The 13,582-nt window shown below is 65.5% G+C and carries 13 protein-coding genes; 4 read left to right on the forward strand and 9 right to left on the reverse strand.

Annotated elements, in window-relative coordinates; all coding sequences use genetic code 11:
• The first annotated feature begins 46 nt into the window (after window positions 1–46).
• The 4 genes from deoC to deoD are packed head-to-tail and all read left to right on the forward strand — an operon-like array spanning window position 47 to window position 4,052.
• Window positions 47–799, forward strand: coding sequence for a deoxyribose-phosphate aldolase (deoC, locus tag ACYVGY_RS13175; RefSeq protein WP_460457959.1), 753 nt, complete (start codon window positions 47–49; stop codon window positions 797–799).
• Window positions 796–2,127: a thymidine phosphorylase gene (locus tag ACYVGY_RS13180; protein WP_460457960.1), complete on the forward strand. Its 1,332-nt coding sequence runs from the start codon at window positions 796–798 to the stop codon at window positions 2,125–2,127. The genes deoC and ACYVGY_RS13180 overlap by 4 nt, the downstream gene beginning before the upstream one ends.
• Window positions 2,097–3,329: a phosphopentomutase gene (locus tag ACYVGY_RS13185; RefSeq protein ID WP_460457961.1), complete on the forward strand. Its 1,233-nt coding sequence runs from the start codon at window positions 2,097–2,099 to the stop codon at window positions 3,327–3,329. Before ACYVGY_RS13180 ends, ACYVGY_RS13185 begins: the two co-directional genes overlap by 31 nt.
• A gap of 6 nt (window positions 3,330–3,335) precedes the next feature.
• On the forward strand, window positions 3,336–4,052 hold the full coding sequence (deoD, locus tag ACYVGY_RS13190) for a purine-nucleoside phosphorylase (protein WP_460457962.1): 717 nt from the start codon (window positions 3,336–3,338) through the stop codon (window positions 4,050–4,052).
• Here deoD and ACYVGY_RS13195 read toward each other — a convergent pair.
• The 9 genes from ACYVGY_RS13195 to ACYVGY_RS13235 all read right to left on the reverse strand — a co-directional run bounded on the left by ACYVGY_RS13195 (window position 4,049) and on the right by ACYVGY_RS13235 (window position 13,582).
• On the reverse strand, window positions 4,049–4,459 hold the full coding sequence (locus ACYVGY_RS13195) for a cytidine deaminase (RefSeq protein WP_460457963.1): 411 nt from the start codon (window positions 4,457–4,459) through the stop codon (window positions 4,049–4,051). The genes deoD and ACYVGY_RS13195 overlap by 4 nt on opposite strands.
• A 241-nt stretch (window positions 4,460–4,700) precedes the next feature.
• Complete coding sequence (locus ACYVGY_RS13200; RefSeq protein ID WP_460457964.1) at window positions 4,701–5,192, reverse strand: hypothetical protein; 492 nt, start codon at window positions 5,190–5,192, stop codon at window positions 4,701–4,703.
• Window positions 5,193–5,280: 88 nt separating this feature from the next.
• Window positions 5,281–6,639 (reverse strand): NAD-dependent succinate-semialdehyde dehydrogenase, encoded by a 1,359-nt coding sequence (locus ACYVGY_RS13205; protein ID WP_460457965.1) that lies wholly within the window; start codon window positions 6,637–6,639, stop codon window positions 5,281–5,283.
• A gap of 3 nt (window positions 6,640–6,642) precedes the next feature.
• On the reverse strand, window positions 6,643–7,485 hold the full coding sequence (locus tag ACYVGY_RS13210) for an ABC transporter permease subunit (protein WP_460457966.1): 843 nt from the start codon (window positions 7,483–7,485) through the stop codon (window positions 6,643–6,645).
• A complete protein-coding gene (locus tag ACYVGY_RS13215; RefSeq protein WP_460457967.1) occupies window positions 7,482–8,366 on the reverse strand; it encodes an ABC transporter permease subunit in 885 nt (294 codons plus the stop codon). Before ACYVGY_RS13215 ends, ACYVGY_RS13210 begins: the two co-directional genes overlap by 4 nt.
• A 29-nt stretch (window positions 8,367–8,395) precedes the next feature.
• Window positions 8,396–9,541: an ABC transporter ATP-binding protein gene (locus tag ACYVGY_RS13220; protein WP_460457968.1), complete on the reverse strand. Its 1,146-nt coding sequence runs from the start codon at window positions 9,539–9,541 to the stop codon at window positions 8,396–8,398.
• A 27-nt stretch (window positions 9,542–9,568) separates the two neighbouring features.
• Window positions 9,569–10,711, reverse strand: coding sequence for an extracellular solute-binding protein (locus ACYVGY_RS13225; protein ID WP_460457969.1), 1,143 nt, complete (start codon window positions 10,709–10,711; stop codon window positions 9,569–9,571).
• A 102-nt stretch (window positions 10,712–10,813) separates the two neighbouring features.
• Entirely contained in the window at window positions 10,814–12,187 is a 1,374-nt protein-coding gene (locus ACYVGY_RS13230) for an aspartate aminotransferase family protein (RefSeq protein ID WP_460457970.1), read from the reverse strand.
• 9 nt (window positions 12,188–12,196) lie between these two features.
• Window positions 12,197–13,582, reverse strand: coding sequence for a glutamine synthetase family protein (locus ACYVGY_RS13235; protein ID WP_460457971.1), 1,386 nt, complete (start codon window positions 13,580–13,582; stop codon window positions 12,197–12,199).

Raw genomic sequence — 13,582 nt, forward strand, 5'->3', positions numbered from 1 at the left:
GGCTCTGCCCGCTAGTCTTGCCTGTAGTCCTTGCCGGAGTCGCCACGTGTCCGCCGATTTCTCTTCACGCCGCACGCTGGCGGCACGTCTGCTGCCCCTGCTCGACCTGACCAGCCTGGGCGAGGACGACAGTCCCAGGCAAATCGCGGCGCTGTGCGCCTCGGCGCAGACGACGCATGGCGTTCCAGCTGCGATTTGCGTCTATCCCGAGCACGTGGTGGCGGCGAGCCGTGCGATGGAAGGAACGTCGATCAAGGTGGCGACCGTGGTGAACTTTCCCGACGGTGGCAGCGATCCGAGGCGGGTCGCTTTGGAAACACGCCGGGCCATTGCCGCCGGGGCGGATGAAATAGACATGGTGTTCCCGTACCGGGCCTTTCTTCGTGGCGACATCAGCCTCGCCCGGGACGCCGTCGACGCCGGCCGGGCCGCCTGCAAGAGCGACGTGAAGCTGAAGCTGATTCTGGAAACCGGTGAGCTGGCCAGCGAGGACTCGATACGCCAGGTCTGCGCCCTGGGCATCGAAGCCGGCGTGGACTTCCTGAAAACGTCTACCGGCAAGGCGGCGATCAACGCCACGCCCGCTGCGGCGGCCTGGATGCTCGATTCCATCGCCGCGGCCAGTGGGCGTTGCGGGTTCAAGGCTGCCGGCGGCATCCGGACTTTGGACGACGCCGCTACCTACCTGACGCTGGCCGAATCCCGGCTGGGCGCCGAGTGGGTTCGCTCGACGCGCTTCCGTATTGGTGCCAGTTCGCTCTTCGCCGAAATCATCGCTGCGTTGGCCGCGCCTGAATGAACATCCAGCCTACTGCGCTGATCCGCTGCAAGCGCGACGGCCAGCGCCTGGACGAAGGCCAGCTTCGCGCCATTGCCTCGGGCATTGGCGGCGGTGAATGGAGCGAAAGCCAGGTGGCCGCATTCGCCATGGCCGTGGCTTGGCGCGGCATGGATGTCGACGAGTGCCGGCAGTTCACGTTTGCGCTGCGTGATTCCGGCCGTCAATTGAGCTGGACGGATTTGCCGGGGCCGGTACTGGACAAGCATTCGACCGGCGGCGTGGGCGACTGCGTCAGCCTGTTGCTGGCACCCTTGCTGGCCGCCTGCGGAGGCTATGTGCCGATGATCTCCGGACGCGGCCTAGGCCATACCGGAGGCACGCTCGACAAGTTGGAAAGCCTGCCCGGCTACGACGTGCTCCCTTCGGCCGCGAAGCTGCGGCGCGTTGTAGCGGAGGTCGGCTGCGCCATCGTTGGCCAAAGCGATGACCTGGTGCCGGCGGATCGTCGCCTTTACGCCGTGCGTGATGTCACGGCGACCGTGGACGTGGCGGACCTGATCGTCGCCTCCATCCTGTCCAAGAAGCTCGCCGGTGGCGCCCAGGCCCTGGTGCTGGACGTCAAGACCGGCAGCGGCGCCCAGCTACCGGACATGGCGGCCGCGCGGGCCCTGTCGGATCGACTGCAGGCCGTGGCACAGGGCAGCGGCGTAGCGTGCAGCGCCGCCTTGACCGACATGGGGCAGGTACTGGGGCGCGAGGCGGGCAACGCGCTCGAAGTCCGTGCGGTCCTCGACCTATTGTGCGGGCGCGGCGGCTGCGATCGCCTGCTTGGATTGAGCCTGGCATTGGCAGGAAGACTGCTGTGCCTGGGTGGATTGGCAACCGATGCCGCGGATGCCGAAGTTCGTCTTCGTGCGGCACTCGCGTCTGGAGCCGCGGCGGAACGTTTCGAACGCATGGTGGCGGCCCTCGGCGGGCCGGCCAACCTGCTTGAACGGCCGGGCGAGCACCTGCCGCGCGCCGCCGTGGTCCATCCGGTGGCTGCGCCCGAAGCTGGGCATGTCGTCGCGATTGATGTGCGAGCGCTGGGCCAGGTGGTGGTCTGCCTTGGCGGCGGACGGAGCCGCCCCGGCCAGGCGCTGGATCATGGCGTCGGCCTTGCGGGCATCCTGGGTCGCGGTGACCGTGTTGCGCGTGGCCAAGCGCTGGCCTGGGTCCATGCCCGGAACCAAGAGGAGGCCAGCGCCGCGGCGAGCCTCGTACGCGCCGCCTTCGAGATCAGTGACTGCGCGCCTCCGCCGGTGCCACTTCTGGCGTGGCACACCCCGTCGAGCGCGCCGGCATGAGCCGGGTGATATGGCTGGTGCTGGACTCGCTGGGCATTGGCGCTGCGCCCGACGCGTATGAGTACGGCGACGCCGGCGCGGACACCTTCGGCCACATTGCCGCGGCCTGTGCCGATGCATCGCGCGGCCCCCTGCGCCTGCCAAACCTGACGCGGCTGGGTTTGCCGCAGGCTCACGCAGGCGTCAGTGGTGCCGCGGCGCCAGGGTTCGAGTCGATGCCCGCGCCTGAAGGTTACTGGGGTCATGCGGTCGAACGTTCCTGCGGCAAGGACACGCCCTCGGGACATTGGGAGTCAATGGGCGTGGTGGTTGAAACGCCATTCGGCGTTTTCGAAAACGCCGAGAACAGCTTTCCCCAGTCCTTGCTCGACGCGCTGGTCGTGCAAGGCGGTATCCCGGGAGTGCTTGGAAACTGCAAGGCGTCGGGCACGGACATCCTGCAACGCCTTGGTGGCGAGCACCTGCGCAGTGGCTGCCCCATCGTCTATACGTCGGCCGACTCCGTGTTCCAGATAGCGGCGCATGAGGACGCGTTCGGCCTGGAGCGTTTGTATCGGCTGTGCGAGTTGACGCGACGGCTGCTGGCGCCCTACAACATCGGCAGGGTCATCGCCCGGCCCTTTGTCGGCACCGCGCAAAGCGGATTCGTTCGCACTGGCCATCGGCACGACTACGCCCTTCCGCCGCTGGCACCGACCTTGTTCGATGCCGTGGTGGCCGCCGGCGGTGAGGTGATCGCGGTTGGCAAGATCTCCGATATTTTCGCCCATCGCGGCATCTCGCGATCCGTCCAGGCCCATGGCCACGACGCCCTGTTCGATGCCACCGTGGCAGCCATGGCCGAGGTCGGGCGCGGTGGCGTCATCGCCACCAACTTCGTCGATTTCGATAGCGTCTATGGTCATCGCCGCGACGTGTTCGGCTACGCCGCGGCGCTCGAGCAATTCGACGTCCGCCTGCCGGTCCTGCTGGGCGCGATGCAACGCGATGACTTGCTAGTGTTGAGCGCCGACCACGGCTGCGATCCTACCTGGCCGGGCAGCGACCACACCCGCGAGTGCATCCCCTTGCTGTCGCTGGCTCCGGGAATGGCGTCAAGGGACCTGGGACGGCGCGAGAGTTTCGCGGATATCGGCCAAGGCATGGCCACGCATTTGTCCCTGCCGCCGCTGGCGACAGGCCGCTGTTTCCTCCACCAGTGAAGAAGAATGGCCACCCCGCATATTGATGCCGAAGTCGACGCCATCGCCGACACCGTGCTGCTGCCCGGCGATCCCCTGCGTGCCCGCCATATCGCACAGGAGTTTCTCGACGATGCCATCGTCGTGAATACGCGACGCAATATGCTTGCCTACACCGGCCACTATCGGGGGCTTCGCCTGTCGGTGATGGGCAGCGGCATGGGCATTCCTTCCTGCGCGATCTATGCCACGGAGTTGGCCCGGGTTTACGGCGTGCGCCAGATCATTCGCATCGGCACCTGCGGCGGCATCGGCGATGTCGCTCTCGGCGACATGTTGTTGGCACAGGCCGCCAGCACCGATTCGCGGTTCAATCGCCTGCATTTCGGCCATCATGACCTGGCCGCCAGCGCCGATTTCGGACTACTCAGCTGTGTCTATAGCACCGCCTTGAAGCAGCGCATGGACATTCGGGTCGCCAACATATTCAGCACCGACTGCTTTTACGATGGCGATCCAGAATTACTGGCGCGCCTGCTCCGGCATCGCATCGTCGGCGTGGAAATGGAATCAGCCGGACTTTATGGGCTGGCCATGCGCGAGGGCGTCCGCGCCCTGTCGGTACTGGCGGTCAGCGACCATCTTGAGCGGGGCGAACATATGTCGGCAGATCAGCGCGAACAAGGGCTTTCACGCATGACGGCGCTGGTCCTGGACAGTCTTGTCGAATCCGGGGCCGGCTAGCCTGACGGCAGTACGAACCCGTGGGGAAGCAGGTCACTGGCAACCTCTATCGTCCAGGTTCCGTCTTGAGCAAGAAATTGGACTTCAGCCCGGGCACCGAATTCGATGATGGCTTGCCGGCAGGCGCCACACGGGGAAACCGAGGGCATGAACATGTCTTCGGACCTCGCCACCACCGCGATGGCGGCAATGCCGAAACTGGCGCCTTCGGCCAAAACGCCGGCGGCGATGGCGGCACGCTCCGCACAGCCACCGATAGGTAGCGCACCGTTCTCGACGTTGCACCCGCTATATATCTTGCCGCTGTTCGCCAGCACCGAAGCACCGACGTGCAGGCCGGAATACGGCGCGTAGGCATTGGCGGCTGCCAAGGCAGCCTTGGCTCGCAGGTCGCCAGGACTAGCCATGCCCTACTCCCGCGACCGCATCCGTGGAAACCGGTCTGGCGCCCGCGAAGCAATTCCGTTGCATGGCTATTCCCCTTGGAGACTAGCCCAGTGTCCAGAAAAGCGGATTTCGTCGCCTTGACCCAGGTCACGACAGCGCGAAGCCGCGTACGTCGCGCCGGATTCGCTGAAAGCAGGTCAGCGACGCCGGCGGCGGCTCCGGCCTGAGCCAGGAGCGCGCCGCGATCAGGCGGCGCTTGCCCTACTCGGCAGGATCAGCGGCGGAATCGCCCAAGTAGGCGGCCGCGCTGGCGCTGGCGGCGTCGACCGCCGCCTTCGCGGCCATCAGGGTGTCCTGGCTGGCGCTGATGTCGGCTTCGGCGGCCTGGATCTCGGCGCGGACGGCGGCCACCGCGGCGCTGGCCTGCTCGGCCTGGGCGCGATCGGCGTCCACCTGCGCCCGGGTCAGGCGCCCGCGAGCCGCCTGGGACTCGGTGCGGGCGACTTTCTGCTCGGCCTCGTCGCGGGCTTTCTCGGCCGCCTCAAGATTGCTGCGGGCGCTGGTCAGCTGGGTCTGTCCACGCTCGAAGGCCTCGCGCGCCGTGGCCACAGCCACGGCGGCGTCCCTGAGCAGCGCCTGCACCTGGGCCAGGTCCTCGGCGGAGCCGGCCTGCGCCTGCGCGTTCATTCCGCCGGCGCAAAGCGCCAGCCCCAGGACCAGTGCGGCAGAACGCCGCGGTGCCTTCGTATTCAAGCTCGTTCTCCGGTGATCTGGCAGGCCGCCCCCACGAGCCACGCCGGTCGCAGGAGTCTAGCCGGTTTTCACACCGGCGCGGCCCCGCTCAATCCACGTAAACGGTCTTGATGTTGGTGAACTCGCGCATGCCGTGCTCGGCCAACTCGCGACCAAAGCCGGAGGTCTTGGTGCCTCCGAAGGGCAGCCGCACGTCGCTGCGGACGATGGCGTTGACGAAGCAGGCGCCGGCCACGATCTTCCGGGCCACCGCTTCGCCGCGGTCCCGGTCCTGGGTCCAGACGCTGGCGCCGAGGCCGAACGCGGTGTCGTTGGCCATGGCGACGGCCTCGGCCTCGTTGGCGGCGCGCAGGATGCTGGCCACGGGACCGAACAGCTCCTCGTCATACGCGGGCATGCCGGCACGGACCTGGTCGAGGATGGATGCCGGGTAGTGCGTCTCCCCTGCCCCAGGCTCGCAGCCCAGCAGCGGGCGGGCGCCGGCCGCGATGCTGGCCTGCACCTGCTTATGCAGCTCGTCGCGCAGGTCGGCACGGGCCATCGGCGCCAGGCCGCTGTCCTCGTCGTTCGGATCGCCAAGCGGCAGCTTGCCGCTGGCTTCGACGAAACGACGAACGAATTCGTCCGCGATCGCTTCGACCACGATAAAGCGCTTGGCCGCAATGCAGGTCTGGCCAGCGTTGCCGAAGCGCGACTGCACGGCGGCCGGAACCGCCTTCTCGAGGTCGGCGTCGGCAAGCACGACGAACGGATCACTGCCGCCCAGCTCCAGCACGCACTTCTTGAGATGCTTGCCGGCGGTGGCGGCGACCGAGCGCCCCGCGCGCTCGCTGCCGGTCAAACTGACCGCCTTGACCCGAGGATCGCCAATCACATCGGCGGCCTGGTCGTTGTTGATGTGAAGCACACCGAACACGCCATTCGGCACGCCCGCTTCGTCCAGCACCGCCTTGATCACGTCGGCGCACTGCGGCACGTTGGTGGCGTGCTTGAGCAGCGCCACGTTACCGGCCATCAGGCAGGGCGCAAGGAAACGGAACACCTGCCAGACCGGAAAATTCCACGGCATGATCGCCAGCACCGCGCCGATTGGCTCGTAGCTGACGAAGCTGCGCCGGGCATCGGTGCGCACCGCGGTGTCTTCCAGGTAGCGCGCGGCGTTGTCGGCGTAGTACTCACAGGCGGCGGCCGACTTCTCCACCTCCACCAGCGCCTCGCGGCGCAGCTTCCCCATCTCGGCCGTCATCACGGTGGCGACGGCCTCCTTGCGCGCGCGCAGCGTGGCGGCAACCTTGCGAAGCACATCGCCGCGCCGGGCGATGGCCAGTCGCGACCAGGCCGGGAAGGCCTTTTCGGCCGACGCGAGGATTCTTTCAATCTCAGCATCGGTCTGCTTGGGGTGGCGGCGAATTTCGCCGGTCCAGGGATCTCGGTTTTCAACGCTCATTACTCAACCTTTCTGAAGGGCCAGCTGCATGTCGCGCTGGCGTTTTTTGTCCTCGCGGGTCATCACCCACCAGCCGATCACCGCCGCCACCGAGACCGCCAGGATCATCAGTGAGGCCAGCGCATTGATCTTCGGGCTTACGCCCAGTCGCACCGAGGAGAATACTTTCATCGGCAGCGTGGTGGATGACGGTCCCGAGACGAAGCTGGCGATCACCAGATCATCCAGCGACAGCGTGAAGGCCAGCAACCAGCCGGAAACCAGCGCCGGCGCGATGATCGGCAGCGTTATCACGAAGAAGACCTTGAGCCGGTTGGCGCCCAGGTCCATGGCCGCCTCCTCCAGCGACCGATCCAGCTCCGCCAGGCGCGAGCTGATTACCACCGTGACAAATGCCATGCAGAACGTAACGTGGGCAATCCAGATGGTGAGCATGCCGCGCTGCTCGCCGATGCCGATGATCGGGCCGATTGACACGAACAGCAGCAGGATCGACAGGCCGGTGATCACCTCAGGCATCACCAGCGGGGCGGTTATCAGGCCCCCGAAAAGGGTCTTACCGGGGAAGTCGCGGAAGCGCGTCATCACCATGGCCGCCAGGGTGCCCAGCACCACCGAGGCGCAGGCGGTCCAGAACGCCACCTGGATACTGACCCAGGCCGCATCCATCATCTGCTGGTCCTGGAACAGCTCGACGTACCACTTCACGGAAAAACCAGACCACACCGTCACCAGCCGCGACTCGTTGAACGAGTAGATGATCAGGCTCAGGATCGGCGCGTACAGGAAGACGAAGCCTAGGCCCAGCATCGTCAGGGTGAACTTCGAGTTCCGGCCCTGGCTCATGACAGCTTCGACTCCATTTCCCTGGACTGGTAGCGATGGAAGATCATGATCGGCACGATCAGAAGCACCAACATCACGGTCGCCACCGCCGAGGCCACCGGCCAGTCGCGATTGTTGAAGAACTCCTGCCACAGCACGCGGCCGATCATCAGCGTGTCGGCGCCGCCCAGCATCTCCGGAATTACGAACTCACCGACCACCGGGATCAAAACCAGCATGGCGCCGGCGATGATGCCCGCCTTCGACAGCGGCAAGGTGACGGTCAGGAAGGACTTCCACGGGCGCGCGCCAAGGTCATTCGCGGCTTCAATCAGCCGGTGGTCGTGCTTGACCAGGTTGGCGTACAGCGGAAGCACCATGAAAGGCAGGTAGGCGTAGACGATGCCGATATAGACGGCGATCGGCGTGTGCAATATCTGCAGCGGCTGGTCGATCAGCCCGATGTTCATCAGGAAGTTGTTGAGCAGCCCGTTGTTCTTGAGGATGCCGACCCAGGCATAGATGCGGATCAGGAAGGAGGTCCAGGACGGCAGGATCACCAGCATCAGTGCGATGTTGCGGTTGGCCGGCGACATCCGCGCGATGGCGTAGGCGATCGGATAGCCGATCAGCAGGCATAGCAGGGTGGAAATGGTCGCGATCTTCAGCGAGCTCAGGTAGGCATTGACGTAAAGACTGTCTCGCACCAGATACAGGTAGTTGCCGACATTGATGCTGACCTGCAGCTTGTCGCCGGCCCAGGTGAACAGGTCGGTGTAGGGCGGCATGGCGATGGCCGCGCTGGCGAAGCTAATCTTGAGTGCGATCGCGAACGGGATGGCGAAGAACAGCAGCATCCACAGGTAGGGCACCGCGATCACCAGCCAGCGCGGGCCGGGCATGCGCTTTCTTAGCGAGCGTAGGCTGCGCTTCACGAGGTAAGCACCACGCCGGCCTGGTCGTCCCAGCTCAGCCACACCGTGTCGTTCCAGGTGAAGCGCTCGCTGGCCCAGCGCTGGCTGTTGACCATGTTGGCCAGGATCTCGGTGCCGCCCGGAAGCCGGACGTGGAATACCGAGTGGCTGCCGAAGTAGGCGATCTCCTCGATGGTGCCGCGCACCTTGTTGTGGGGCTGGGCCGGTTCATCGGCGCTGACCTGGATTTTTTCCGGCCGCAGCGCGAGTGCGACGTCCTGGCCCTCGAACCCGGTAACGCCGTGGCCGACATAGCCCAGGTGCTCCAACGCCGGGCTGACGATCGTGATGTAGTCCTTCTCGTCGTCCTTGATCTTGCCTTCAATCAGGTTCACCGAACCGATGAATTCGGCGGTGAAGCGGCAGCTGGGCTGCTCGTATATCTCGTCGGGCGTACCCAGCTGGCGGATCCAGCCGGCATCCATGATCGCGATGCGGTGGGCCATGGTCATTGCCTCCTCCTGGTCGTGGGTAACCATCACGCAGGTCACGCCCAGGCGTTCGACAATGTTGACCAGCTCGAGCTGCATCTGCGAGCGCAGCTTCTTGTCCAGCGCGCCCATCGGCTCATCGAGCAGCAGCAATTTCGGACTCTTGGCCAGCGACCGCGCCAGCGCCACGCGCTGCTGCTGACCGCCGGAAAGCTGGTGCGGCTTGCGGCGCGCGAACTTCTCCATCTGCACCAGCGACAGCATCTCCTCGACCCGGCGCGCGACCACGGCCTTCGCCATGCCGTCCTGCTTGAGCCCAAAGGCGATGTTCTGCTCCACGCTCATGTGCGGGAAAAGCGCATACGACTGGAACATCATGTTGATCGGCCGCTCGTAAGGCGGCAGTTCGGTGATGTCCTGGCCGTCGAGCACCACCCTGCCCCGGGTTGGCCGCTCGAAACCGGCCAGCACCCGCAGCAGGGTTGATTTGCCGCAGCCGGAAGCGCCCAACAGGGCGAATATCTCGCCCTGCCGGATGGTGAGGCTGACGTCATCCACCGCCACGAAACCGTCGAACTCCTTGCGCACCGCATCAATGCGCAGGTAGTCCTCGGCGCCCAGCTTGTCGTTCTTTGGCGCCGCCAGGGCGGCGCCGTTGGGTACTGCTGCCATGCGTGGGATTCCGTTGGACGGGGTCGATTACTGGCCGGTCTTGAGCGTGGTCCAGTGGCGCGTGAACAGGCGATCGACCTCGGGCGGCAGCACCGCCAGGGTGAACAGGCCCGCCTTGGCTTCCTCGGTCGGATAGATGCCTGGGTCGTTGAGGATCGCCTCGTCAACCATCGGCAGCGCTGCCTGGTTGGCGCTGGCATAGGCCACGTAGTTCTGCACGCCGGCCATCACGTCCGGGCGCATCAGGTAGTCCAGGAACAGGTAGGCGTTGTCGGCGTTGCGGGCACCCTTGGGAATGGCCAGCATGTCGAACCACATCGGCGCGCCTTCCTTCGGGATCACGTAGCTGATATCGACGCCCTTGTCGGCCTCTTCAGCGCGCGCCTGGGCCTGGATGATGTCGCCCGACCAGCCGATCGCCACGCAGATGTCGCCGTTGGCAAGGTCGTTGATGTACTGCGAGGAATGGAAGTAGGTGATGCTGGGCCGCAGCTGTGCCAGGCGATCCACCGCTTTCTGGATTACGGCTTCGTCGAAGCTGTTGGGCTCTTCACCCAGGTAGCGCAGCACCGGCGGGATGATCTCGGAAGGCGTGTCGAGGAAGGCGACGCCACAGCCCTTGAGCTTGGCGAGGTTCTCGGGCTCGAACACCATCGCCCAGCTGTCCAGCGGCACGTCCTCGCCCAGGGCCTCGCGCACCTTCTCGACGTTGTAGCCGATGCCGGTGGTGCCCCAGAGGTAAGGGATGGAATGGCCGTTGTCGGGATCGTTGCGCGCCAGCAGCGTCAGGAACTCCGGATCCAGATTGCCGTAGTTGGTGAAGCGCGACTTGTCGAGCTCCTGGAACACCCCCGCCTGCACCTGCCGCGAGAGGAAGGTCAGCGACGGCACCACGACGTCATAGCCGGTGTTGCCCGACATCAGCTTGGCTTCCAGCAGCTCGTTCGAGTCGAACACGTCGTAGGTGACCTTGATTCCGGTCTCCTTCTCGAAGTTGGCGATGGTGTCCTCGCCGATGTAGTCCGACCAGTTGTAGATGTTGAGAACCTTGGACGCCTCGGCGGGCGCCTGCGCGGACCCGGGCGAGCCATCGGACCCGGACTCGCCGGCGCAGCCGGCAGCCAACAGGGGAATGATCAGTGCGGTCAGTGCGGTCAGTCGGTGCTTCATCGTCTATCCCCAAGGTTGGTGAATGAAACAGTGAACGGCATTCGAACCCACGAAAACATAATACACACGCGCCCTGCCCGCGCTCCCCGCGCGAGCCGGGCCTCAGCCCGTCGCCATGCCGAGCGCCTTCGCGGTCATGTCCAGCGACTTCCAGGCCTTCTCGGCCAGTTCGTCCACCTGCGCCCGACTGATCACCAACGGCGGCGACAGCAGCATGGCGTCGTTGGTGGCGCGCAGGATCAGGCCGTTTTGCAGGGCGAAGTCCCGGCACAGCTGGCCCACCTGGCCGCGGTCCGGGAAGAACTCACGCGAGGGCTTGGCCGGCACCAGCTCGAGGGCGCCGACCATGCCGGCGATGCGCGCTTCGCCGACCAGCGGGTGTTCGCCGAGCTGCCGCCACTTCTGGGCCAGGTAGGGCCCGGTGTCGGTGCGGCAGGTGTCGACGATCTTCTCTTCCTGAAGGATGCGAATGTTCTCCAGCGCCACGGCCGCGCAGACCGGATGGCCGGAATAGGTGTAGCCGTGGGCCAGCTCGCCACCCTTCTCGTTGAGCACGCCGGCGATGCGGTCATTGAACATGGCGGCGCCCAGCGGGATGTAGCCGCTGGTGATGCCCTTGGCCAGGGTCATCACGTCGGGCTGGAAGCCGTAGTAGTCGGCGGCGAACCATTCGCCGGTGCGTCCGAAGCCGCAGATCACCTCATCGGCGATCAGCAGCACGTCGTGCCTGCGGCAGATCCGCTCGATTTCTTTCCAGTAGTTCTTCGGCGGCAGGTAGACGCCGGTGGCGCCCATGATCGGTTCGCCGATAAAGGCGGCGACGCGGTTGGCGCCAAGCTCGACGATCTTGTCCTCCAGCCGCTGGGCGCAGTGTCGGCCGTAGGTCTCTTCGTCCATGTCGCCGCCGTCGACGAACCAGAACGGCGGATCGATGTGGTGGATGTCGGGGATCGGCAGACCGCCCTGCTTGTGCATGCCCTTCATGCCGCCCAGGCTGGCGCCGGCCACGGTGGACCCGTGGTAGCCATTGTGGCGGCCGATGACGATGTTCTTCTGCGGCTGGTCCTGCACCGCCCAGAAGTGCCGGACCATGCGCAGGATGGTGTCGTTGGCTTCGGAGCCGGAGTTCGAGAAGAAGGCGTGGTTGAGGTCGCCCGGGCACAGTTCAGCCAGCTTGGCGGCCAGGCGCACGGTGGGCTCGGTGGTGCAGCCGAAGAAGCTGTTGTAGTAGGCAAGCTGCGTCATCTGCTTCGCGGCGGCCTCGCCAAGCTCGCGCCGCCCGTAGCCGATGTTCACGCACCACAGGCCGGCGAATGCATCGAGCAGCTTGTTGCCTTCCGAATCCCAGACGTAGCAGCCGTCGCCGCGGGTCAGGATGCGGGTGCCTTTCTTGGCCAGCGCGGCGTTGTCGTTGAACGGGTGCAGGTGATGCGCGGCGTCAAGCTGCTGCAGGCTGCGGGTGTCGATCGATTTCATGCGCTCTCCTCAAACATTCAAAAGCAGGAACTCGCGTTCCCACGAACTGATCACACGAAGATAGGTCTGGTGTTCTTTTTCCTTCACCGAGGTGTAGGCCTTGACGAAGCGCTCGCCCAGCAGCCCGCGCAGTGGCTTTGACTTGCGCAGCAGCACGATGGCTTCCTCCAGCGAACGCGGCAGGTCGTAACCCTTGGCGTGGGCGCTGCCGGCCATCGGCGCGGTCGGCTCCAGCTTTTCCTGGATGCCGAGATAACCGCAGGCCAGGGTGGCCGCGAGCGCCAGATAGGGATTGACGTCGGAGCCCGCGAAGCGGCTCTCGACCCGGGTGTTCTCCGGCGTATCCAGGGGAACACGCAGGCCGCAGGTACGGTTGTCGTAGCCCCACTGCACGTTCTTGGGCGAGACCTCGCCGAAGGCCAGGCGCCGGTAGGAATTCACGTTCGGCCCGAAGATGGCCATCGCGGCCGGAACATACTTCTGCAGGCCCGCCAGGTAATGCATGAAGATCTGGCTGTGTTCGCCTTTGCGGCGCCCGGCGAACACGTTCCGGCCGGTGTCCGCGTCCATCAGGCTCTGGTGGATGTGCATCGAGCTGCCGGGCTCGTTTTCCATGGGCTTGGCCAGGAAGGTGGCGTAGATGCCGTGGCGCATCGCCGCCTCGCGCATGGTGCGCTTGAACAGGAACACCTGGTCGGCGCGCGACAGCGGGTCGGCATGCTCGAAGTTCACTTCCAGCTGGGCGGCGCCGGACTCGTGGACCAGGGTGTCCACGTCCAGCTCCATCGCCTCGCAGTAGTCGTACATCAGGTCCAGGATCGGGTCGAATTCGTTGACCGCATCAATGGAGTAAGACTGCCGCGCGGTCTCAGGGCGACCGTTGCGCCCGGCCGGCGGCTGCAGCGGGAAGTCCGGGTCGGTATTGCGCTGTACCAGGAAGAACTCGAGTTCGGGCGCGATGATCGGCGCCAGGCCCATTTCTTCGTACAGGTCGAGCACGCGCCGCAGCACGTTGCGCGGCGCCAGCTCGTGGCGCTTGCCGTCCTGGGTGTAGCAGTCGTGGATGATCTGGGCGGTCGGGTCAGTGGCCCAGGGCACCATCCGCACCGTGTCCGGGTCAGGCCGCAGTTGCATGTCCGAGTCCGACGGCGACACCAGGTCGTCGTAATTGTCCGGATATTCGCCGGTGACCGTGGTCGCGAAGATACCTTCGGGAAGGCGCGTGCCGTAGTCATGCGAGAACTTGGCGGCGGGGATGATCTTGCCGCGGGCATTGCCGGTGATGTCCGGCACCAGGCATTCCACCTCGGTGATACGGCGCTCCTTTAGCCAGCGTTTGAGCGTGCTCTCCTGCTGTTCTTCGGCGGTCTGTTTGGGCTCTTTCTTCTTCGACAT

The organism is Arenimonas alkanexedens (assembly GCF_054781355.1).